The 21,749-nt window shown below is 73.3% G+C and carries 16 protein-coding genes; 7 read left to right on the top strand and 9 right to left on the bottom strand.

Going from position 1 to position 21,749, the window contains the following annotated elements; translation table 11 throughout:
- Nucleotides 1-197: 197 nt before the first annotated feature.
- The gene (locus ABT296_RS03980) at nt 198-1,364 is read left to right on the top strand and encodes a 4-hydroxybenzoate 3-monooxygenase (protein WP_351922906.1); all 1,167 of its coding nucleotides are present in this window, start codon (nt 198-200) and stop codon (nt 1,362-1,364) included.
- An 83-nt stretch (nt 1,365-1,447) separates the two neighbouring features.
- Entirely contained in the window at nt 1,448-3,157 is a 1,710-nt protein-coding gene (locus ABT296_RS03975) for a methyltransferase (protein WP_351922873.1), read from the top strand.
- Nucleotides 3,158-3,207: 50 nt separating this feature from the next.
- On the opposite strand, the gene ABT296_RS03970 is transcribed toward ABT296_RS03975, so the two are convergent.
- From ABT296_RS03970 to ABT296_RS03950, 5 genes are all read right to left on the bottom strand, one after another.
- A complete protein-coding gene (locus ABT296_RS03970) occupies nt 3,208-3,912 on the bottom strand; it encodes a hypothetical protein (protein ID WP_351922871.1) in 705 nt (234 codons plus the stop codon).
- Nucleotides 3,909-5,384, bottom strand: a complete 1,476-nt coding sequence (locus ABT296_RS03965) for an ATP-binding protein (RefSeq protein ID WP_351922869.1) — start codon at nt 5,382-5,384, stop codon at nt 3,909-3,911. The genes ABT296_RS03970 and ABT296_RS03965 overlap by 4 nt, the downstream gene beginning before the upstream one ends.
- Complete coding sequence (locus tag ABT296_RS03960; RefSeq protein WP_351922867.1) at nt 5,381-6,064, bottom strand: response regulator; 684 nt, start codon at nt 6,062-6,064, stop codon at nt 5,381-5,383. The genes ABT296_RS03965 and ABT296_RS03960 overlap by 4 nt, the downstream gene beginning before the upstream one ends.
- 23 nt (nt 6,065-6,087) lie before the next feature.
- The gene (gene murJ, locus ABT296_RS03955) at nt 6,088-7,641 is read right to left on the bottom strand and encodes a murein biosynthesis integral membrane protein MurJ (protein ID WP_351922865.1); all 1,554 of its coding nucleotides are present in this window, start codon (nt 7,639-7,641) and stop codon (nt 6,088-6,090) included.
- An 89-nt stretch (nt 7,642-7,730) separates the two neighbouring features.
- Nucleotides 7,731-8,927, bottom strand: a complete 1,197-nt coding sequence (locus tag ABT296_RS03950; protein ID WP_351922863.1) for a lipid II:glycine glycyltransferase FemX — start codon at nt 8,925-8,927, stop codon at nt 7,731-7,733.
- Nucleotides 8,928-9,146: 219 nt separating this feature from the next.
- Between ABT296_RS03950 and ABT296_RS03945 the strand changes: the two genes are divergently transcribed.
- Nucleotides 9,147-10,349 (top strand): L,D-transpeptidase, encoded by a 1,203-nt coding sequence (locus ABT296_RS03945; RefSeq protein ID WP_351922861.1) that lies wholly within the window; start codon nt 9,147-9,149, stop codon nt 10,347-10,349.
- 72 nt (nt 10,350-10,421) lie between these two features.
- On the opposite strand, the gene ABT296_RS03940 is transcribed toward ABT296_RS03945, so the two are convergent.
- Genes ABT296_RS03940 through gadC form a run of 3 tightly spaced genes read right to left on the bottom strand, consistent with a single transcriptional unit; the run spans nt 10,422 to nt 13,685 of the window.
- Nucleotides 10,422-11,792 (bottom strand): dipeptidase, encoded by a 1,371-nt coding sequence (locus ABT296_RS03940; RefSeq protein WP_351922859.1) that lies wholly within the window; start codon nt 11,790-11,792, stop codon nt 10,422-10,424.
- A 4-nt stretch (nt 11,793-11,796) separates the two neighbouring features.
- Complete coding sequence (locus tag ABT296_RS03935; RefSeq protein ID WP_351922857.1) at nt 11,797-12,234, bottom strand: hypothetical protein; 438 nt, start codon at nt 12,232-12,234, stop codon at nt 11,797-11,799.
- Nucleotides 12,231-13,685, bottom strand: coding sequence for a glutamate/gamma-aminobutyrate antiporter GadC (gene gadC, locus ABT296_RS03930; RefSeq protein WP_351922855.1), 1,455 nt, complete (start codon nt 13,683-13,685; stop codon nt 12,231-12,233). Before gadC ends, ABT296_RS03935 begins: the two co-directional genes overlap by 4 nt.
- A 317-nt stretch (nt 13,686-14,002) precedes the next feature.
- On the opposite strand from gadC, the gene ABT296_RS03925 reads away from it, so the two are divergent.
- From ABT296_RS03925 to ABT296_RS03910, 4 genes are read left to right on the top strand one after another with little or no spacing between them, the layout of a single operon-like run.
- A complete protein-coding gene (locus ABT296_RS03925) occupies nt 14,003-14,650 on the top strand; it encodes a three-helix bundle dimerization domain-containing protein (RefSeq protein ID WP_351922853.1) in 648 nt (215 codons plus the stop codon).
- The gene (locus ABT296_RS03920; protein ID WP_351922851.1) at nt 14,650-15,627 is read left to right on the top strand and encodes a polyphosphate kinase 2 family protein; all 978 of its coding nucleotides are present in this window, start codon (nt 14,650-14,652) and stop codon (nt 15,625-15,627) included. Before ABT296_RS03925 ends, ABT296_RS03920 begins: the two co-directional genes overlap by 1 nt.
- A 43-nt stretch (nt 15,628-15,670) precedes the next feature.
- Nucleotides 15,671-18,451: a cation-translocating P-type ATPase gene (locus ABT296_RS03915; RefSeq protein WP_351922849.1), complete on the top strand. Its 2,781-nt coding sequence runs from the start codon at nt 15,671-15,673 to the stop codon at nt 18,449-18,451.
- A 31-nt stretch (nt 18,452-18,482) separates the two neighbouring features.
- Nucleotides 18,483-20,225, top strand: a complete 1,743-nt coding sequence (locus tag ABT296_RS03910; RefSeq protein ID WP_351922847.1) for a SulP family inorganic anion transporter — start codon at nt 18,483-18,485, stop codon at nt 20,223-20,225.
- On the opposite strand, the gene ABT296_RS03905 is transcribed toward ABT296_RS03910, so the two are convergent.
- Nucleotides 20,208-21,545 carry a phosphatase PAP2 family protein gene (locus ABT296_RS03905; RefSeq protein WP_351922904.1) on the bottom strand — a complete coding sequence of 446 codons (1,338 nt, stop codon included), beginning with the start codon at nt 21,543-21,545 and terminating at the stop codon, nt 20,208-20,210. The two genes, ABT296_RS03910 and ABT296_RS03905, sit on opposite strands and share 18 nt — an antisense overlap.
- Nucleotides 21,546-21,749: the final 204 nt, after the last annotated feature.

Here is a 21,749-nt window from a genome sequence, read left to right as displayed (position 1 = left end):
ACCGCTCTCCGGTGCGTCCTGGTCCTCGTTCCCCACCCGGGACACCCGCCGCGCGCTACGGACGGGCCCGTGGAGGCGGCCGATTCGCCCCCGTTCCCACCCCGGACCGGCATTCAGGTGATCTTTGTCCGGTACGTGGCCTTGGTTCACCTAGCATCCCGTTCGTGATCGAAGGGCAGAACTGGGGGGCGGCCGATGTGGTCGTTCTCGGCGCCGGACCGGCCGGGCTCGTGCTCGGCAATCTCCTTCTGGACAGCGGGGTGGACTGCGTCGTCGTCGAGCGGGCCGAGGCCGCGCAGGTGCGGACCCGGGCGCGGGCCGGGTTCCTCGCCGCGCACACCGTGCGGGTCCTCCAACGGCACGGTCTCGACGAGGGGTTGAGGCGGCGGGGGCAGGAGCACGGCGTGTGCGAGTTCCGTACCGCGGACGGCGGGTTCCGGCTGGACTACGGCCGGCTCGGGCGGGGCGAGCGGCACACCGTCTATCCCCAACAGGAGCTGGTCGGCGATCTGTTGACGCGGTTCGTCGGGCGCGGCGGGCGGGTGCGGTTCGGGGTCGAGGCGGTGGCCGTGCTCGACGCCGACACCGGGCGGCCCTCCGTCTCGGTGCGCGAGGCGGACGGACGGCCCGGCGGGTTCCGGGCCCGGTACGTGGCCGGGTGCGACGGGCGGCACGGGGCGGCCCGGCGCTCGCTGCCGGCCGGTTCGGTGCGCCGGTACCCCTGCGACCACGGAGTGACCTGGCTCGGGCTGCTCGCCCAGGCGCCGCCCAGCATGGACGCCGTCGGGTACGCGGTGCACGAGCGCGGGTTCGCCGGGCACATGGCCCGCAGCAGCGACGTCACCCGCTACTACCTGCAGTGCGAGCGCGGCACTCCGGCCGGGGCCTGGTCGCAGGAGCGGATCTGGGACGAGCTGGATCTGCGGATGCGGGCGAAGGAGCACGGGCCGCTGGAGCGCGGCCCGTTCACCCAGCGCTCCGTCGTCGAGCTGACCTCCGACGTGCTCGAACCGCTGCGCCACGGCTCGCTGTTCCTGGCGGGCGACGCCGCCGCCCTCATCAGCCCGTCCGCGGCGAAGGGCGCCAACCTCGCCGTCCTGGAGGCGGAACTCCTCGCCCTCGCCCTGGTCGCCGACCTCCTGCACGGCGACCCCACGGGGCTCGACTCCTACTCCGCGCGCTGTCTGGCCCACATCTGGCGGGCGCAGGAGTTCTCCCACTGGATGATCGGGCTCCTGCACGGCCCCTCCGGCCGCGACGGCGGCTCACCGTTCCACCACGCCCTGTGGCGGTCCCGCCTCGACTCGCTGCGGACCTCGCGCAGTCGGCAGGACTGGTTCGCCGAGCACTACGTCGGCGTGTGAGGAATCGGTCCGCCTGTCCTCCCGCCCCAGAAGGCTCTCTCTCACCCTCGCACCACCCGAACACCGGAATGAGGATGTCCGTAATGATCACGACGTTGTCGGGCGAAACGTCCCGCCTGCGTACGACGGTCGAATTCGTCAGGGAGCAGGACACCGCGACGCTGCTGCCGCTCCTGCTGCCCGGGCTCGACGGGCCGGAGCTGCGGGCTCTCGTGGAGCGCTGCCGCTTCTCCCACGCCGCGCTGCTCGTCTTCCCCTCGGGCGAGGCGGAGTTGGCCGCGATGCTCGCCGACTGCGGACTCTCCGCTTCCGAGCCGCCGCGGCCGAGTGTCGTCGTACGCGGCCGGCTGGCGCTGCGGCACCGGCGGCCGGCCGCGGACCTGGACGTCGGCATCCTGCGCCCGGCGGTGACCGGCGCGGACGGGGCCCGCCGGACGGTCGAGGTGTTCGCACTCACCGTTCCGCCGGGCTCGGACCTGGACGGCATCGCCGCGCACGAGCGGGAGCAGCAGCACGAGGCGCATGTCGCCTTCGACGTGACGGCGCCCGACCCGCTGGTGCTGCGCGGCCTGTGCGCGACCCTCGCCCGCTACGGGGCCACGCCCGACGGAGGCGGCTACAACCCGCACGAGAACGGCACCGTCTTCTACTTCGGCCTGCCCGTGGAGGCGAAGGTCGGCTACCGGCGGGTGGAGCTGTACGTGCCCGGCGACCACCGTGACGTGCTCGCCGCCCACCTCGCCGAACACCGTGCCGGACAGCCGGCGGAAACGCTCCTGCGGCTGATGACCGGGGCGTGGACGACGCAGGCGCTCGCCGTCTTCGCCGAGCTGCGGGTGCCGGACGCGATGGACACCGGGCGCGGGGTCGCCCTGGCCGAACTGGCGCGGGAGGTCGGGGCGCGGCCGGGGAACCTGGGGAAGCTGCTGCGCTATCTCGCGATGCTCGGCGCGGTGACGGAGGGCCGCGACGGGTTCCGTCTCACCGAGCGGGGCGCCCTGCTGCGGTCGGGCGGCCCCGGGTCGATGCGGGCGCTGGCGCTGATGTACGGCGGACCGTTCTACCGGTCGTTCGGCGAGCTGGGGCACACCGTGCGCACCGGGGAGGTCGCCTTCGAGCACGTCTTCGGGGAGCACCACTTCGACCACTTCGCCCGCGATCCCGAACTCGCGGAACTCTTCGACGCGTCGATGGCGGCGGGGGCCGCGATGTTCGACCCGGTCCCCGCCCATCCGGCGCTCACCGCGGCGGCCGAGGCGCCCGCCGGAGCAACCGTCGTCGACATCGCCGGCGGCAACGGGGAGCTGCTCGGCCGCGTCCTCGCCGCGCACCCGCGGCTGCGCGGGGTCCTGCTGGAGCGCCCGCACGCCGTGGAGGCCGCCCGGCGCCGGCTGGCCGGGGCCGGTCACGGCGCCCGCTGCACCTTCCTGGCCGGTGACTTCGCGGACGTGCCCGGGGGCGGCGACGTCTACCTCCTCTCGCGTGTCCTGCACGACTGGGAGGACGAGCGCTGCCGGGAGATCCTGCGCCACTGCGCCCGTGCGATGCCCGACGACGCCGATCTGCTCGTCGTGGAGCGGCTGCTGCCCTCCGACGGCTCGGCCTCGCTGGCCACCGCCTGGGATCTGCACATGATGTGCAACGTGGGCGGGCGTGAGCGGCGGGCCGCCCACTACGAGCAGCTCCTCGCCGACGCCGGCCTCGCCCTGGTGGACCGGTCCCCGCTGCCCCTGGACGGGCATGTGCTGCACGTCAGGAAGGCGGGGGCGGTGGCGGTGGCGGTACGCCGGTAGATCCGGGGGGCGGGCGCCAGGCCGAGCAAGGACGCCGTCAGCCTCAGCCGTCAGTCGGGGGTGGCGGACGGTGTGGCCCCCGCGGGCCTGTCCCGGCCGGGGGCGAGGTCGCAGGTGCCGGAGCTGGTCGTGTCCTCGTCGCCCCTCAGCTCCACCTCGATCCGGCCGTCGCCGTCCTCGGTGTAGGCGACGGTGCAGATCAGCTGGCGCAGGGCGGTGGGGTCCAGGTCCGTCAGGTCGAGGGGCACCCGGACGGTGACCCGGTAGCCGGGACCCCGGTCGACCTCTATGGTCCCGCCGGGCCGCAGGGCGGGCAGGGCGGTGTCCAGGCCCGCCGCGCGGTCCTCCTCCCGCGGGCCGACGAACAGGGCCGTGATCACCTTCTCCGGGCCCACCACCCCGACCGGGTTCACCGCGCTCCCGCCACCGGAAGCCCCCTGCGCGCTCCCGCCGGAGGCGCTCCCGTCGCCCGACCCCGGCTCCTCCGTGGCGTCGTCGCCGGGTTCGACCACCACGTACTCGTCGCCGAACCCGTGCGACAGCTCGGTCGTCCGGATCACCGGGCTGAGTCCGCCGTCGGGGGCGCGGAAGAACAGCAGCATGTCGTACTCGCGGTCGAGGAAGGCCTGGAAGCTGGCGGGTCCGCCCGCCGCGATGACGTCGGTCTCCTGGATGCCGCAGCCGCCGAGCTGCGGTACGGCCAGCGCGACCGCGAGGGCGACGGCGGCGCGACGGCGCCTGCGGGCACGCCTCATTCCCCGGCCTCCTCCGCGCGCAGCGGTATGACGACGGTGAAGACGGCGCCGCCCCCGGTCAGGTTCCCGGCGTGGACGGTTCCGCCGTGCAGGCGCACGTTCTCCTGGGTGATCGCCAGGCCCAGGCCGCTGCCCGTCGAGCGGGTACGGGCCGCGTCGGCCTTGTAGAAGCGGTCGAAGATGTGCGGGAGCACCTCGGGGCGGATACCGGGTCCGCTGTCGGCGACCTCGGTGACCAGCACCGGGGTGCCCGTGGCCGCTGTCCCGGCGCGCAGCCGGACGGTGACCGGGGTGCCGCCGTGCTTGAGGGCGTTGCCGACCAGGTTGGCGATCACCAGGTCGAAGCGGCGCGGGTCGAGGCGGGCCCGGATGCCGTCGGGCAGGTCGACGCGGACCCGGTCGTCGCTCCAGTGCCGGCTCCGCAGGGTCTGGCGGATGGCCTCGCCGACATCGACCTCGTCGGCGTTCAGCTCGGCGGCGCGGGCGTCGAAGCGGGAGATCTCCATCAGGTCCTCGACCAGGACGGCGAGCTTCCCGGTCTCGGCGCTGACCAGGCGGACCGCCCGGGCGGTATCGGCGTCGAGGCGGTCGGCGTCCTCGTCGAGGACCTCGGTGACGGCGAGCATTCCGGCGAGCGGGGTGCGCAGTTCGTGGCTGACGTCGGAGGCGAAGCGGCGGGCGCGTTCGCCGGCCTCGCGCAGTTCGGTCACCGAACGCTCCAGCTGTTCCGCCGCCTCGTTGAAGGTGCGGGCGAGGTCGGCGAGTTCGTCGCGGCCGCGCACCCGGATCCGGGTGTCGAGCCGGCCGCCGCCCATGCTGTGGGCGGCCGCGCGCAGCTCCCGCACCGGGCGCAGCACGCTGCGCGCCGCGATCAGCGCGGGGACCAGGGCGATGGCGAGGCCGGGCAGCGCGCCGTCGCGGGCGGCCATGAGGAGGGCGTCGACGTTGAGCTGCTCGTCGGTCATCGGCATGACGGCGTACAGGACGAGTCCGCTCGGCAGCACGCTCTCGGCGCTGGTCTTGAAGACGGTGGGCATGGCGATGGTCAGGTAGGGGACGCCGTCCTTGACGACGCGTTCGAAGCTGCCGTGCGGGTCGGCGCGGGCGGCGCGGCGCAGTTCGGGGGTGATGACGGTGGAGACCGGGTTCTCGCCGGAGGAGGCGCGCAGCGAGCCGTACTCGGCGAAGACGACCCAGGGGTGCGGTTTGCCCTTGCGGGCGAGGTCCTGGAGGGCCAGGTCCAGGCCCTCCTCCCTTACCGGGAGGGCGAATCCGGTCTGCTGGACGAGTTCGCGGAAGGTGGCGACCGCCGTGTCCTGGGCGGTCTCCAGCACCGCGTTGCGGGCCTCGCGGTAGGTCAGCGCGGCGGTGGTGCCGGAGCCGACGGCGGCGACCAGCAGGAAGGCGAGCAGCAGCCGGGTGCGCAGCCCGAACGCCCTGAACCTGAGCCGGCGGCCGGGGCGGCCGCTCACAGCGGTCCGAAGCGGTAGCCGAAGCCGCGCAGGGTCTGGACGTAGCGGGGGGTGCCGGCCTCGTCCTCGATCTTGCCGCGGAGCCGGGCGACGCACGCGTCGACGAGCCGGGCGTCGGCGTGGAAGCCGTGCTCCCAGACGTGCTCCAGCAGTTGCTGCCGGCTGAAGACCTGCTCGGGGGCGGCGGACAGGTGCAGCAGGAGCTTGAGTTCGGAGGGGGCGAGGGCGAGGGGGCGGCCGGCCTTGGTGACGGTCAGTCCGGCGCGGTCGATGGTGAGTTCGCCGTAGACCTCGATGGAGGGGCGGCCGGGGCCGCTGTCGTCGAGGCGGCGCAGTACGGCGCGGATGCGGGCCTCGATGACCTCGGTGCGGGCGGGCTTGACGATGTAGTCGTCGGCGCCCGCCTCCAGGCCGATGACCACGTCGAAGTCGTCGCCGCGCGCGGTGAGCATGATGATCGGCAGCTGGCTGCGGTCGCGGACCTGGCGGCAGACCTGGACGCCGTTCATACCGGGCAGCATCAGGTCCAGCAGCAGCAGGTCGGGGCGGAACTCGGCCAGCGCGGCCAGGCCGGCCTCGCCGGTCGCGGCCGCCCGTACCTCGTGGCCGCGGCGGCGCAGACCGAGTTCGACCCCCTCGCGTACGGAGGGGTCGTCCTCGATGAGGAGCACGCGGGGCATCGGCGGTTCTCCCTCGGTGAAGGTCAGGTCCGGGTCACTCTTCGGCGGACACCGGAGAGCAGCGCGTCGAGTTCGGCCAGTCGCAGCGGACGGGCGAGCAGGACGAAGGTGAGGACGACGGCGACGGCCCCCGCGGATGCGGCGGCGAGCGCTCCGGCTCCGGCGGCGGCCGACGCCGCGAGGTGGCCGAGGGCGGTCGCGGGGACGGCGGCGAGCAGCAGCCGTCCGTGGGCGCCCACCGCCGAGGAGCGCAGGGGGCGGGCGACGGCGAGCCGGCGCGCCAGCACCAGGCCGGTCACCGCCCAGCCCGCGCACAGGGCCAGCGAGTACGCGGCGGCCATGCCGGTGACGGCCCAGCGCGCCGGCAGCAGCTGGGCCGCGGCCAGGGAGAGTCCCGCGTTGAGCACGACGATCACGAGGTTGAGCAGGAACGGCGTACGGGTGTCGGAGAGCGCGTAGAAGGCCCGCGACAGGACGTACTGGCCCGAGAAGGCGACCAGTCCCGGGGCGAAGGCCATCAGGATGCCGGCCATGGCGGCGGTGTCCTCGGCGCTGGTCCTGCCGTACCCGAAGACCAGGGCCATCACCGGGTGGGCGAGGGCGAACAGGGCACAGGCGGCGGGGACCACGGCGGCGGCGCACACGCGCAGGGCGTGGGAGACGTCGTCGCGTACGGCGCGCAGGTCGCCGTCGGCGGCGGCCGCGCTCATCCGGGGCATCAGGGCGGTCACCACGGAGACCGTGATGATGCCGTGCGGGACGACCCACAGGACGTAGGCGTTGTTGTAGGCGCCGTAGCCGGGGCCGCCGTCGAGGCCGGCGGTGGTGGCCAGCCGGGTGGTGACCCAGTAGGCGGCCTGGTTGGCGAGGACCAGCAGCACCAGCCAGCCCGCCGCGCGCAGCGGGCGGGTCAGTCCGCTGCCGCGCCAGTCGAAGCGGGGCCGGAAGCGGAAGCGGGCCGCGCGCAGGGCGGGCACCAGGGCGAGTGCCTGTACGGCGATGCCGGCGGTGGTGCCCCAGCCGAGTACGGCGGTCTCGGTGGCGGTGAGGGTGTCGCCGCCGCCCAGCGCCAGGGCGAGGTACAGCCCGAACACGGTCATGACGACGAGGTTGTTGAGGACCGGCGCCCACATCATCGCGCCGAACCGGCCGCGTGCGTTGAGCACTTGGCCGAGCAGGGTGAACAGGCCGAGGAAGAAGATCTGCGGCAGGCAGGAGCGGGCGAAGGCGACGGTCATGGCCGCCTGGCCGCCGCTGTAGTCGGTGTAGGCGTCGACGATCGCGGGCGCCGCCCACACCGCGGCCCCGGTGATCGCCAGCAGGGCGAGCACGCACACCGTGACCAGCCGGTCGGTGTAGGCGGTGCCCCCGTCGGCGTGCTCCTTGGCGGCCCTGACCAGTTCGGGCACGAAGACGGCGTTCAGCGCGCCGCCGAGGAGCAGCATGTAGACGATGGTCGGCAGCGAGTTGCCGACCGCGTAGCCGTCGGCGACCGGGCCGATGGTGCCGAGCGCCGCGGCGACGACGGCGGACCGGGCGAAGCCGGTGGCCCGGGCGACGAGGGAACCGGCGGCCATGACGGCACTGCCCCGGCCGGCTGTTTCACGTGAAACCATGCGGTCGGCGGAGGAAGCGGGCACCTCGGACGCGGCCGGCGCGGAGTGCTTCACCGGCGGTTGAGGTACGCCTGGAAGGCGCGGTAGAGCGTGTGGTTGGCGCTGCCGCCCAAAGGTCTCTCCCACTCCCCCAAGGTCTCCACGACCTGCCCCCCGGTCCCGAGCTTCCAGCGCAGCAGTCCGTACGCGCGTTCGTCGGGATCGAGAGTGGAGGGTACCCCGCGCATGTCGTAGACGTCGGCGCCGAGGGCGTGGGCGTCCCGCATCATCCGCCACTGCAGGGCGTTGGAGGGGCGGACCTCGCGGCGGTGGTCGGCGGAGGCGCCGGTCTGGTACCAGGCGCGGCGGCCCACGGTGATCAGGGTGTGGGCGGCGAGGATCTCCCCCTGGTGCCGGGCCAGGTAGAGCTTCATCCGGCCCGGTTCCTCGGCGTTGAGGGCCGCGTACTGGCGCTCGTAGTAGGCGAGTGAGCGCCCGAGACGGAAGCCGTCGCGCCGCTCGGTGATGCCCAGCAGCCGGTAGAACTCGGGGAGTTCGGCCGCGCTGCCGACCACCACCTCCACGCCCTCCTTCTGGGCGCGGCGGACGTTGCGCCGCCACTCCTGGTTGAGCCCGGACCACAGGTCCTCGGTGGTGCGTCCGGCCAGGGGCACCTGGAAGACGTGGCGCGGCTGGGCGTCCCCGTCGGCCTCGGTCCCATCGCCGCCGCAGCGGCGCCAGCCCCGGGCGCGCAGCCGTTCGGCGACGGCGGTGCCGAGCGGGTCGACCTCGCTGGCCAGGACGTCGCCGAGCCGCCGCCCCGGGCCGCCGAGCGGCTTGAGCAGGGCCGCGTCCCAGCGCCGGTAGGCGGGCGAGGGGCCGATCCGGACGGCGAAGGCGCCCGCGGAGCGCAGGTGTTCCAGCAGCGGGCCGAGCCAGCCGTCGACGTACGGGTCGGTCCAGTCGGCGACGGGCCCCTCGGGAAGGTAGGCGAAGTACCTGCGGGTGCCCGGGAACTGACGCAGCAGCACCAGGGCCACCCCCGTCAGCTCGCCCGCCTCCGGGTCCGGGCCCCAGCCGAGCAGCTGGGCACGCCAGCCCTCCTTGACGTCGGCCCAGGACGGGCACTGGAGGAAGCCCGCGCCGAGCGCCGTGCCGGCGGGGGACGCGAGGAAGGCGCGGTAGGTCCGCGGGGTGATGGCGCGCAGGGCGAAGTCCCGGTTCCGCGCCCCGGGCACACGGCCGGGCGGCACGAGCAGCGCTGACACAGTGAGCCTCTCCTTCTCCCCGGGCCTGTCGCGGGGCTGCACAGGATGCTCACAGCGGCCCATGACCGCTCCGCGCGGCGAATGTGACCGGACCATGACCGTTCCTCACCAGTCGCCGTCATACAGCCCCACAGCGGCTGACCTCGGGTTTTGACGGCTCTACAGTCACGGCATCGCCGACTCGTCCGTCTCGCGCACCCGCCTTTTCCGGAGGTCCCGTTGCCCCGCATCCGCATATCGCCGCACGCCCGCCTCCGGGCCGCCGCCGTGGCCGTCCTGCTGGCACCGCTCGCCGCCTGCTCGTCGGGCGCCTCCCCCGACCGCGCGGACGGCAAGCCGTCGGGGGACGCCGACGGCCGCCCGGTCACGGTCACCGTCACGCCCTCGGGCAAGCAGGTCCCGGCCGGCCACCCGGTACGGGTCACGGCCACCGGCGGCAGGCTCACCTCGGTGACCGTCACCGACGGCGAGGGCCATCGGCTCGCCGGAAGAACCGCCGCCGACGGGCGGTCATGGGTCTCCGACCGCAAGGCCGTCCCCGGGGCCGCCTACACGGTGAGGGCGGCGGCCCGCGGCGAGGGCGGCACCGCGAAGAACACCAGCGCCGCGTTCACCACGGCTCCGGCCGGGCGGGTCAACAAGGTCGACTGGCGGCCCGGCGAGGGCACCACCGTCGGGGTCGCCCAGCCGGTCTCCCTGGTCTTCGACCACCCGGTGAAGAACAAGGCCGCCGTGGAGAAGCAGCTCAGGATCACCACCTCGAACGACACCGAGGGCTCCTGGGGCTGGGTCCGCGACTGGTCGGGCCGGGACCGGGTGGACTGGCGGCCCAGGGAGTACTGGAAGCCCGGCACCGAGGTCACCCTGCGCGCCGAGCTGAACGGCACCGACTCGGGGCCGGACGGCGGCTGGTTCGTCCGCGACTACACGACCGCCTTCACCGTCGGCGCCCGCCAGGTCGTGAAGGTCGACCTCGACCGCCACCGGCTCACCCTGGAGCGCGACGGCGAGAGTGTGCGGCGGCTGGCGGTGTCCGGCGGCACCCCCGGCGGCGACAAGCGCTCCTGGCGCGGAACGGCCGTGCTCATGGCCAAGGAGGGCACGATCAACATGAACTCCGAGACCGTGGGCCTCGGCGACGCCTACGACAAGATGGTCGACCACTCGATGCGGCTGACCTGGTCGGGCATGTACGCGCACGCCGCGCCCTGGAACGCCCGGTACTTCGGCAACGCCAACCGCAGTTCGGGCTGTATCGGCATGAGCGACGCGGACGCCGGCTGGCTGTACGGGCAGTTGCGGCCGGGCGACCCGTTCGAGATCACCGGCGAGGACACCAAGGGCGTCGTCGAGCCGGGCAACGGGTTCGGGGCGTGGAACCTGTCGTGGAGCCAGTGGCGGGACAGGAGCGCGCTCGACTGAGCCGCGCTCCCGCCCCGCGGCGGGCCGGTCTCCGCGCTCCCGCCCCGCCGCGGGCCGGTCAGCGTCGGCCGGTCAGCGGCGGCTCTTCGCGAACTCCCTCAGGAACAGGGCCTCCACGTGGGCCATGTGCTCGATCTCCGTGGGGTCGACGCTCTCGTTGGGGGCGTGGATGAGGCAGCGGGGCTCCTCCACGCCCATGAGGATGATCTCGGCCCGGGGATAGGTCGAGGCCAGCACGTTGCACAGCGGGATCGAGCCGCCCTGGCCGAGGAAGGCCAGGGGCTTGCCGTAGACCGCCTCCATCGCCGTGCCGAGGGCCTTGTAGGCGGCGCCGTCGGTGGCGGCGCGGAACGGGGAGCCGGTGCCCTCGGGTTCGACGGTGACCTTCGCGCCCCAGGGGGCCGCGGCGGTGAGGTGCCGGGTGAGGGCGTCGCGGGCGGCGTCCGCGTCCGTGCCGGGCGGGACGCGCAGGCTGACCCGGGCGCGGGCGGTGGCGGGTACGGCCGCCGTGGAGCCGATGACCGGCGGGCAGTCGATGCCGAGGACGGTGACCGCGGGGCGCGCCCACAGCCGGTCGGCGACCGTGCCGGTGCCGGTGAGCGATACGCCGTCCAGGACACCGGCGTCCCGGCGGAAGGTGTCCTCGTCGTACGGCTCGCCCTGCCAGGCGCCCTCGCAGTCCAGGCCGTCGATCCTGGTCGCGCCGGTCTCCGGGTCGCGCAGGGTGGACAGCGTCTGGATCAGGGCGGCGAGCGCGTCCGGGGCGGGGCCGCCGAACATGCCCGAGTGGACCTCGCCCCTCAGGGTGTCGACGGTGACGACGAGGTTCGCCAGGCCGCGCAGGGTGATCGTCGCGGTGCCGGTGCCGACCTCGGCGTTGCCGGTGTCGCAGACCAGCAGCGCGTCGGCGAGGAACTCCTCGGGGTGCTGGGCGACGTACGCCTCCAGGCCGCCCGTGCCCTGTTCCTCCGAGCCCTCCGCGACGAACTTCAGGCCCACCGGGATGTCCTCGCCGAGCGCCCTGAGCGCGGTGAGGTGCATGACGATGTTGCCCTTGCAGTCGGCGGTGCCGCGGCCGTACCAGCGGCCGTCCGCGCCCTCGGTGAGCTCGAACGGGGGGCTCGTCCACGCCTTGTCGTCGAGCGGGGGCTGGACGTCGTAGTGGCAGTAGAGCAGGACGGTGGGCGCGCCGGGCGGGGGCGGGCGGTGGCCGATGACGGCGTGGCTGCCGTCCGGGGTCTCGGCGAGGTGGACGTCCCTGAGACCGGCGTCGGTGAAGGCGTCGGCGACCCAGCGGGCGGCCCGTCGGCACTCCTCGGCCGGGTACTGGCGGGGGTCCGCCACGGACGGGATCGCCACCAGTTCGGCCAGGTCGCTCTTGGCTCGGGGCATCAACTCGGCTATCCGCGCGGCGAGTTCCGGGGTGTCGGGGGTGTGGGACATGGGTTCACTGCCTCACCGTGTCGTCGGTCTCCAGGTCGTTGAAACGGTCCTCGAAGTCGTCCAGCTCCTCCGGGCAGTAGATCTCCAGGATCTTCGCCTCGGCCCGCAGGGCGCGGCTGTCGCCGATGACCGGGCGCTGGCCGACGAAGGCGGCGCCGTTGGAGACGTTGGTCTTCCACAGGGCCGTCCTCAGAGCGGCGCCGGGGTCCTCGCAGACGATGCCGCCGTCGGTGCCCAGCGTGCGGACGATGGTGTCGACGTCGGGGCGGGGGTAGCCGGCGTCGACGGCGGCGTCGGCGAGCTGGTTCGCCTTCTCGGTGGCCGCGTTGGTGGTCCGGAGGTTCTCCCAGCGGACGACCCCGATCACCGCGAGGGCCAGCAGGATGACGATGGCGCCGATGTAGATCCATCGGTGCTCGGACGCGAACCGGGTGGGGCTCATGCCTGCTCACCGCCCTCCGTGCGCCAGCTGGGCTTGCGGAACTTCAGGAACGCCCACGGGATCAGCAGACCGAGGATCAGCAGGCCGCCGCCGACGATCGCGATGTAGGAGCCGAGGCTGCTGCCGCCGAACTGCGAGGGCGGCACGAAGCCGATGACCATCGCGGCGGCCGAGGAGAGCAGCCCGACGACGCAGACCAGGCCGAGGGCCGGGACGCGGTAGCCGCGCGGGTGGTCGGGCTGGTTCTTCCGCAGCCGCATCGCGGCGAGGAACATCAGCAGGTAGACGATCAGGTACACCTGCGTGGTGATCGTCGAGAAGATCCAGTACACGCTGGAGACGCCCGGGATCAGCGCGTACATCAGGGCGATCGCGGTGGTGACGACGCCCTGGGTGACCAGGATGTTCTGCTGGATGCCGTTCTTGTTGAGCTTCTGCAGGAACGGCGGCAGGTAGCCCTCGCTGCGGGAGATCTCCAGCAGGCCCTTGGAGGGGCCGGCCAGCCAGGTGAGCATGCCGGCCAGCGAGGCGGAGATCAGCATCACGGCGGCGATGGGGGTCATCCAGCCGATGTGGAAGTAGGAGAAGAAGGCGTCGAAGGCCTGCATGACACCGGCGGTGAGGCTGGTCTGGTCGGCCGGGACGACCCAGCTGATGGCGAGCGCCGGGAGGATGAAGATCAGCAGCACCAGGCCCATCGCCAGGAACATCGACTTCGGGTACTCCTTCGCCGGGTTCTTCAGCGAGGAGACGTGCACCGCGTTCATCTCCATGCCGGAGTAGGAGAGGAAGTTGTTGACGATGAGGACCAGGCTGGCCAGGCCGGTCCAGGCCGGCAGCAGGTGGTCGGCGGTCATCGGGGCGGCGGAGGGGTTGCCCTGGCCGAGGAAGACGATGCCGAGGACGACGAGGATGGTGCCCGGCACCAGGGTGCCGATGACCAGGCCCCAACTGGACAGTCCTGCAAGGGCCTTGGTGCCGCGCGAGGAGACCCAGACGCCGGTCCAGTACAGCACCATGATCACGATCGCGGTGTAGACGCCGTTGGAGGCCAGGGCCGGATTGATGACGTACGAGATGGTGCTGGCGACGAAGGCCAGCAGGCTCGGATAGTAGAAGATCGTCATCGCGAACTGGCACCAGACCGCGAGGAAGCCGAGCGGCTTGGACAGGCCCTCGCTCACCCAGCGGTAGACACCGCCGTTCCAGCCGGACGCCAGCTCGGCGGAGACCAGCGCGGTCGGCAGCAGGAAGACGACCGCGGGCAGCAGATAGAGGAACACGCAGGCCAGCCCGTACACGGCCATCGTCGGCGCGGCCCGCAGGCTGGCCACGGACGCGGTCGTCATGAGCGCCAGGGTGAGCCAGGTCAGCCGGGGCGCGGCCACTGCTCTCACCTCCGCGCGCGCCGCCGGTTTCGGCCGGTCGGCGGGTACGTCCATCGAGGCCATCGGCACTCCCGGGTGCTGAGGGGGCAGTGCCGCCATCGTCCGAGCGGGGGAGGCGGACCGCATCGCGGATGGGGCCGTACGGGTGAGCCGGGCAGGCCCTCGGGGCCGGTGCGGTGGGCGCCAAGGGTTCGTGGCGCGGGGCGAGTTCGCGCCATGGGCCGGGGTCGCGGCGGGTGCGCGGGCACCGGCCGGGGGGGTGCGGGGAACCTCCCTGACCGGTGCCCGGCCGCCCCGGGAGGCGATCTTGTGCGGTCGACCCGAGAATGGCAGCGACAAACCCGGGCGTTTCGGGTTCGAGGGACCGGAGTCGTGTGGTCATGATCGTCGATGACGGGATGGACGAGCCCGGCGCGCCGGTGCTCGGGGAGGCGGGCGGCGGACCGCGCGGCCCGGTGGCCCTGACGGAACCCGAACGGGGGCCTACAGCAAGGGAATTGCCGCGGGAGGCGCGGGTCGGGGCGCTGGAATCGGCGGCCCCGCCGCTGTATGCGGAGGCACCAGGTCCGCCTCCGGGTGCGGGTACGGCGCCGGGTGCGGGGACGGCGGTCCCACCGCCGGGTGCGGGGACGGCGCCCCCGCCGCTGCGTACGGCCGCGCCGGCACCCCTGCGTACGGCCGCGCCGCCCGTGAGTGCGCCGGTGGCGCCGCACGACGTGCCCGCCCCGGCGCCCGGCGTACCGCCCGTGTCCCTGTCGGACCGTGCCGATGCCCGGCTCCCGGAGCCGGACGGACCGCCGCCCGCGCCGCCCGGGCGGCCCGGTGACGACGCCGCGGTGCTCCGGGACCTCGTCGACCGGCTCTGCGCCGGATGGCCCGGCGTCGACCGGCGGCGCGTCGAGGCCGAGGTCCGGGTCGCCTTCGACTCGTTCCGGGAGGCCAGGGTCAGGGCCTATGTGCCGATCCTGGTCGAACGCCGGGTCCGCAGGCGGCTCGAAGCGCCTTACCGGAAAGGAACCGATGCGTGATGCCGGACGAGAGAGCGGAGCGGGTCGCGCAACTCGTGGCGCGGCTCCGGGTGGAGCCGGGCTCCAAGGTCCGCCTGGACCGCGACTTCGACCCCCGTGACAAGGTCGGCCTGAAGAAGAAGGACAGCGCCGCGCTGCTGGGCGCCGGGGTGGCCCTCCTGGCCGACTACCAGCAGCGGCTGGCCGCCCAGGACACCTACGGCGTGCTGCTCTGCCTCCAGGCGCTCGACGCGGGCGGCAAGGACGGCACGATCCGCCATGTGATGAGCGGGGTGAACCCGCAGGGCGTGCGGGTGAGCAGCTTCAAGGTGCCCTCGGTCGAGGAGCTGGACCACGACTACCTGTGGCGGTACGCGCAACGGCTGCCCGAGCGCGGCGACATCGCCATCTTCAACCGCTCGCACTACGAGGAGGTCCTCGTCGTACGGGTCCACCCCGAACTCCTCGTCCGGCAGAAGCTGCCCGCCGAGGCGCGTGGCGGGGACATCTGGGAGCGGCGGTACCGGGAGATCAACGACTGGGAACGCCATCTCACCGACAACGGGTTCAAGGTGGTCAAGGTCTTCCTGAACCTGTCCAAGGAGGAGCAGCGCACCCGCTTCCTCAAGCGGCTGGACCTGCCGGACAAGAACTGGAAGTTCTCCGCCGCCGACGTGCGTGAGCGCCGGTACTGGGACGACTACCAGCGCGCCTTCTCCGAGATGCTGTCGGCGACGAGCACCCGGTGGGCGCCCTGGTACGTGGTGCCGGCGGACCGCAAGTGGTGTGCGCGGATCTGCACGGCGGCGGTCCTCGCGCACACCCTGATGGACATCGACCCCCGGTACCCCGAGGTCGACGAGGCGACGCGCAAGAAGCTGTTCGCCGCCCGGCGGAAGCTGGAGCGGGAGGCCCCGAAGGGGACGCCCCCGGACCCGTACGCCGCCCGCCACCCGGCGGAGACCGGCAAGAAGTCCGGCAAGAAGAAGCGCCGCTAGTGCGCCACGGCGGCGAGCGGGCCGGAGAGTTCGGAGGCAGGCGATGACGGTGGAGCCCCCCTCGGCACGGAAACCGGAAGCGACACGGAACCCGGAGACGGCCCGGGACCCGGAAGCCCCCCGGAGCGGCGGCCGGGCGCCCCGCGACGCCTGGTACACCCGGCCCCCCGCCGAGGTCGTCGCCGCCCTCGGCGTCGCCCCGGCGGTCGGCCTGTCCGCCGCGCGCGCCGCCGAACTGCGCGCCGCGCACGGCGCCAACGTGCTGCCCGAGGAGGGCCGCACCCCCGCCTGGCGCCGGTTCCTCGCGCAGTACCGCAGCTACATGCAGCTGGTGCTGCTGGCCGCGGCCGTCGTCTCGCTGGCCATCCAGGAGTGGACCACCGCGATCCTGCTGATCGTGCTGACCCTGCTGAACGCGGTCGTGGGCCTGCGCCAGGAGGGCAAGGCCGAGAGCGCGATGAACGCGCTGAAGTCGATGATGCGGGCCACCGCCCGGGTGCGCCGGGACGGCACCGAGGCGGAGATCCCCGCCGAACAGCTCGTCGTCGGCGACATCGTCCTGCTGTCGGCCGGGGACCAGGTCCCGGCGGACGGGCGGATCGTCGAGGCCAGCGCGTTGCAGATCGACGAGTCGGCGCTGACCGGTGAGAGCGTGCCCGCCGCGAAGGACACCGTCGCGCTGCCGGGCGGGCGGGAACTGTCGCCCGGCGACCGGACCTGCATGGCGTTCATGAACACACCGGTCACGCACGGCAGCGGGCTGCTCGTGGTGACCGCGGTCGGCGCGGACACCGAACTGGGCCGGATCTCCGGGATGCTGGCCGCCACCGAGCGGGAGGTGCCGCCGCTCACCAAGGAGCTCGACACCCTCACCCTGTGGATCACGGCGGCCGCGGGCCTCACCATGATCGTGATGTTCGCGCTGGGGCGCAGCCGCGACCAGGCGTGGGACGCGCTGTTCGTCAGCGCGGTCTCGCTGGCCATCGCCGCGATCCCCGAGGCGCTGCCGACCGTGACCCAGGCGATCCTCTCCGTCGGCAGCCTCAACCTGGCGAAACGGAACGCCATCGTCAAGGAGTTGCCGTCGGTCGAGACGCTCGCCTTCACCTCGGCGATCAACTCGGACAAGACCGGCACCCTGACGATGAACCAGATGACGGCCGTCGAGGTGCTCAGTCCCACCGACCGGTACACCGTCTCGGGCACCGGCTACGGCCTGGAGGGCCGGGTCCACCACGCCGCCGGGTCCGCCGCGGGCATCGAGGACGCGATCCTTCCGTATCTCATGGCCAGTGACGCCAAGCTGGTCGACGGCAGGGTGGTCGGCGATCCGACCGAGGGCGCGCTGCTGGTGCTCGCGCACAAGGCGGGTCTGGACACGGACGGCAGCAGGGACGCCCTGCCCCGGCTCGCGACGCTGCCGTTCGACCCGGAGTACAAGCTGATGGCGACGTTCCACGCGGCGACCGACGCCGAGGGGCGGGCCGTCGTGCGGTGCTTCGTGAAGGGCGCCGCGCCCGCGGTGATGGCCCGGACGACCACCGCCCTGGCGGCGGGCGCCACCGTCCCCTGGGACACCGGACTACGGGAGCGGGCCGAGGCGGCGACCGAGCGGATGGGCGGCGAGGGCCGGCGGGTGATGGCCGCCGCCACCCGGGATCTCGACCCGGCGGCCTTCGACGCCGACGGCGATCTGCTCGGCCATGTCACCGGGCTGCGCATGACCAGCCTGGTCGCCATGGTCGACCCGCCCCGGGAGGAGTCGAAGGCGGCGGTCGCGGACGCGCGGGCCGCGCACATCCGGGTCCGGCTGGTGACCGGCGACGACGTCACCACCGGCGCGGCCATCGCCCGCCAGATCGGCATTCCCGGCGAGGCCGTCCTGGGCGCCGACTTCGCCGCGATGGACGAACGGGAGCGGCTGGAGCGCATCGACTCCATCGGCGTGCTGGGGCGGGTCGCGCCGGAGCACAAGGTGCTGCTCGCCGACACCCTCAAGAAGAAGGGCGACGTGGTGGCGATGACCGGGGACGGCGTCAACGACGCCCCGGCCATCAAGTCCGCCGACATCGGCATCGCGATGGGCAGCGGGACGGACGTGGCGAAGAACGCCGCCCGCATGATCCTCTCCGACGACAACTTCGCGACCATCGTCTACGCCGTCGAGCAGGGCCGGACGATCTACGACAACCTCACCAAGTACATCCGCTTCGTGCTGCTCCTGCTGGTCACCTTCGTCCTGACGTTCCTCGGCGCGACCGTGCTGAACATCGCGGCGGGCGAGCCCTTCACCCCGCCGCAGGTGCTGTGGATCCACTTCGTGGTCAACGCCTCCTTCGGCTTCGCGCTCGGCTTCGACCAGGAGAGCCCGGGGCTGATGCGCCGAAGTCCGCGCCCGCGCGGGGAGTCGGTGCTCACCCGGCCGGTGCTGGTCACGGTGGGGCTCGCCGGACTGGCCATCACCTGCGGCCTGCTGGGCCTGATCAAACTCGGCCAGTCGCTGTACGACAGCGCCGAGATCGGTCAGTCGATCGCGTTCACGGCCTTCGCGCTCTGCCTGGTCGTCGCCGCCTTCGAGTGCCGCAGCGAGACGGACTCCGCGCTGACCGCCGCCACCTTCGACAGCAAGCAGATGAACTGGGTCGCGCTGACCCAGCTGGTCCTCGCGGTGCTGGTGACCCAGCTGGACGGCTTCCGCCGCATGCTGGGCACGACCGAGATCGGCGCCCGGCACTTCGGCTGGGCGGTCCTGACCGCGGTGGCGCTGCTGGTCCTGTGGGAACTGGGTAAGTTGCTGGCGCGGCGGTCGAGATCGGCCGGCTGAGGCGGACGGGCGGGGCGGGACGGAGGGGTCCGTGAAGGACAGCGACGAGGGGCGGGGGACGGCGTCCCGGCTGCTCGCCGTGCCGGGGGTCAGGGCCGCGCGGACGTACCGGCGCGAGTGGCTGGGCAAGGACCTGGTCGCCGGGATCGTGCTGGCCACCCTGCTGGTGCCGCAGGGCATGGCGTACGCCGATCTGGCCGGGCTGCCGCCCATCACCGGCCTGTACACCACGATCCTCTGCCTGCTCGGCTACGCGGTGTGCGGGCCGTCCCGGATCCTGGTGCTCGGGCCGGACTCCTCGCTCGGGCCGATGATCGCGGCCACCGTGCTGCCCCTGGTGGCGGCGGACGGCGACCCCGACCGGGCGGTCGCACTCGCCTCGGTGCTGGCCCTGATGGTGGCGGCCATCATGATCCTGGCCTCGGTGGCGAAGCTCGGCTTCATCGCGGACCTGATCTCCAAGCCGACGATGATCGGCTACATGAACGGGCTGGCCCTGACGATCCTCGTCGGCCAGCTGCCCAAGCTGTTCGGGTTCTCCGTCGACGCCGACACCCTGGTCGGGGAGTGCGTGGGCCTGGTGGAGCAGCTCGCCGACGGGGCCCTGGTGCCGGCCGCGGCGGCCGTCGGCGTCGGCGGGATCGCCCTGATCCTGGTGCTCCAGCGGCTGGTTCCCAAGGTCCCGGCGGTGCTGCTGATGGTGGTGCTGGCGATCGCGGCGGCCGTGGTGTTCGACCTCGGGGAGCACGGCGTCGACCTGGTCGGCGACCTGCCCGAGGGTTTCCCGCCGCTGACGGTCCCCGACATCCGGCTCTCCGACCTGGTCCCGCTGTTCGGCGGCGCGCTGGGCATCGCCCTGGTGTCGCTGACCGACACGATCTCCACCGCCTCGGCGTTCGCGGCCCGGTCGGGCCAGGAGATCCGCGGCAACCAGGAGATGGCCGGCATCGGCGTCGCCAATCTGGCGGCCGGTCTCTTCCAGGGCTTCCCGGTCAGCACCAGCGGCTCCCGTACGGCGGTGGCGGAGCGGGCCGGCGCCAAGAGCCAGCTCACCGGGGTCGTGGGCGCGGCGCTGATCGTCCTGATGCTGGTGCTGGTGCCGGGCCTCTTCCGCGACCTGCCCCAGCCCGCGCTAGCCGCCGTCGTCATCACCGCCTCCCTCTCCCTGGCCGACATCCCCGGCACGGTCCGGCTGTGGCGGCAGCGCCGGACGGAGTTCCTGCTGTCGGTGGCCGCCTTCCTCGGGGTCGCCCTGCTCGGGGTGCTCCCGGGCATCGCCCTCGCGGTGGGCCTGTCGGTCCTGAACGTCTTCCGGCGCGCCTGGTGGCCGTACAACACGGTGCTGGGCCGGGTGGAGGGCATGGAGGGGTACCACGACGTGCGCTCCTATCCGGCGGCGGAGCTGATGCCGGGGCTGGTGATCTACCGGTTCGACGCGCCGCTGTTCTTCGCCAACGCCCGTACCTTCCGCGACGAGATCAGGCATCTGGCGCGCACCGAGCCGCGCCCGCGCTGGATCGTGATCGCCGCGGAGCCGATGACCGACGTGGACACCACCGCCGCCGACATGCTGCTGGAGCTGGACGTGGCACTGAACGCCGAGGACGTCCACCTGGTGTTCGCCGAGCTGAAGGACCCGGTGCGGCGCAAGATCGAGCGGTACGAGCTGACCGAGACGATCGATCCGCACCACTTCTTCCCCACCGTGGAGGCCGCCGTCGCCGCCTTCCGGCTGAGCGGCGGCGGCCCCGTGGTGTCAGAGGGGCCGGACTAGTTCGGGCTCGGGTGCCGGGGCGCGGACCGGTTCGGGGGTGGCGTCCCACCGGGCCGTGGTGCGGACGTAGGCGTGGATCACCGCGCCCATGGCCAGCAGGAGCAGCGGCCCGTACAGCCACGGGTGGGCGGCCATCTGCAGGGGCAGGAAGCGGTACGACAGCAGCATCGCGGCGAAGACGGCGGTGCCGAGGGCGACGAAGCGGATGCCCGGGCGCTCCCAGCCGCGGTCGTGGGCGCGCAGCCCGGCCTCGATGGTGAGCGTGAACACCACGCCGGCGACGAGGTCGGCGCCGTAGTGGTAGCCGAAGCCGAGGGTCGCGCAGAGGGTGGCGACCAGCCAGAACGTGCCCGCCCAGCGCAGGGCGCGCGGGCCCTTGCGGGTGTGCAGGAAGATCGCGGTGGCCCAGGCGGTGTGCAGGCTGGGCATGCAGTTGCGCGGGGTGACGCCGTCGAACGGCATGGCCTGCGGGTCGCCGATCGGGGGGAGGGTGTGCGGCCAGAGTTCGCCCACCGCCCAGGGCGCGCTGGGCTCCATCTCGGGTGCCCACAGGCTGACGTCGGCCCAGTGCTCGGCGCCGGTGCCGTAGGCGAAGATCGGCCCGACCACCGGGTAGATCATGTAGAAGGCCGGTCCGATCAGGCCGATCACCAGGAAGGTGCGGACCAGGTGGTGGCGGGGGAAGGCGCGCTCGGCGGCGACGTGGCGGAGCTGGTAGAGCGCGACGAGGACCGCGGCGACCGGGAGCTGGCCGTAGACGAAGTCGAGGAAGTTGAAGCCGACGGCACCGCTCGCCTCGACGACCCGGCCCACCAGCCACGACGGGTCGCCGAGGGCGCGGTCGGCGGTCGCCACGTACTGGTCGAGGACCGTGGGGCGGGTCTCGGAGGTGATGAACAGCCAGGTGTCGCCGGTCTTGCGGCCCGCCATCAGCAGCAGGCCGAGCCCCGCGCCCTTGAGCAGCAGCAGGCGTTCGCGGCCGGTACGGCGGGTGACGGCGACGACCGCGATGCCGATCAGTGCCCACAGGGCGCCGTTGCCGAAGGGGTGGCCGCCGGTCACCTCGATGCCGGCCGCCCACCTGACGGTCAGGAAGGCGAGGTCGACGCCGATCGCGGCGGCCAGCGCGATCATCCGCTGCCGCCAGGTCAGCACCACCATGGCAAGGGCGAGGGAGGCGTAGAGCAGTCCGCCCGACTTGGGCGGGAGGAACACCTCGCGGGTCTGGGTGGTGATCGGTCCGGGCGTCCCGTAGTGGCGCGCGGTGAACTCCAGCGCGACGAGGAAGCCGAGCGTCACCACGGCGGCCGCGGCCCACAGGACCGTCCGGGGCCGGCGCCAGAAGGGGGGCGCGGTTCCCCGGTCCGCCGGCCCAAGGTTCTGCGGTGGTATGTGAGTCACTTTTTGGCCGCTTTTGCTAGAAGTGGTCATGTCAGGGCGGGTTTCGCTCCGCAGCAAGACGGAAGGAACGCGGTCCGGGTTCCGGGCGGGCGGTGCCGGACCGGGCGGCCGGGGAAAGCCGCA

The organism is Streptomyces sp. NPDC000983 (assembly GCF_040299205.1).
Taxonomy (GTDB): Bacteria; Actinomycetota; Actinomycetes; order Streptomycetales; family Streptomycetaceae; genus Streptomyces.
The sequence above is the reverse complement of the archived record's forward strand: the minus strand, read 5'-3'. Positions and strand labels throughout refer to the sequence as shown.

Coding starts and splice junctions, on each gene's coding strand:
- ABT296_RS03975 (WP_351922873.1), top strand. CDS start 1,448: ATGATCACGACGTTGTCGGGCGAAACGTCCCGCCTGCGTACGACGGTC.
- ABT296_RS03970 (WP_351922871.1), bottom strand. CDS start 3,912: ATGAGGCGTGCCCGCAGGCGCCGTCGCGCCGCCGTCGCCCTCGCGGTC.
- ABT296_RS03960 (WP_351922867.1), bottom strand. CDS start 6,064: ATGCCCCGCGTGCTCCTCATCGAGGACGACCCCTCCGTACGCGAGGGG.
- murJ (WP_351922865.1), bottom strand. CDS start 7,641: ATGGCCGCCGGTTCCCTCGTCGCCCGGGCCACCGGCTTCGCCCGGTCC.
- ABT296_RS03940 (WP_351922859.1), bottom strand. CDS start 11,792: ATGTCCCACACCCCCGACACCCCGGAACTCGCCGCGCGGATAGCCGAG.
- ABT296_RS03935 (WP_351922857.1), bottom strand. CDS start 12,234: ATGAGCCCCACCCGGTTCGCGTCCGAGCACCGATGGATCTACATCGGC.
- gadC (WP_351922855.1), bottom strand. CDS start 13,685: ATGGCCTCGATGGACGTACCCGCCGACCGGCCGAAACCGGCGGCGCGC.
- ABT296_RS03925 (WP_351922853.1), top strand. CDS start 14,003: ATGATCGTCGATGACGGGATGGACGAGCCCGGCGCGCCGGTGCTCGGG.
- ABT296_RS03920 (WP_351922851.1), top strand. CDS start 14,650: ATGCCGGACGAGAGAGCGGAGCGGGTCGCGCAACTCGTGGCGCGGCTC.
- ABT296_RS03915 (WP_351922849.1), top strand. CDS start 15,671: ATGACGGTGGAGCCCCCCTCGGCACGGAAACCGGAAGCGACACGGAAC.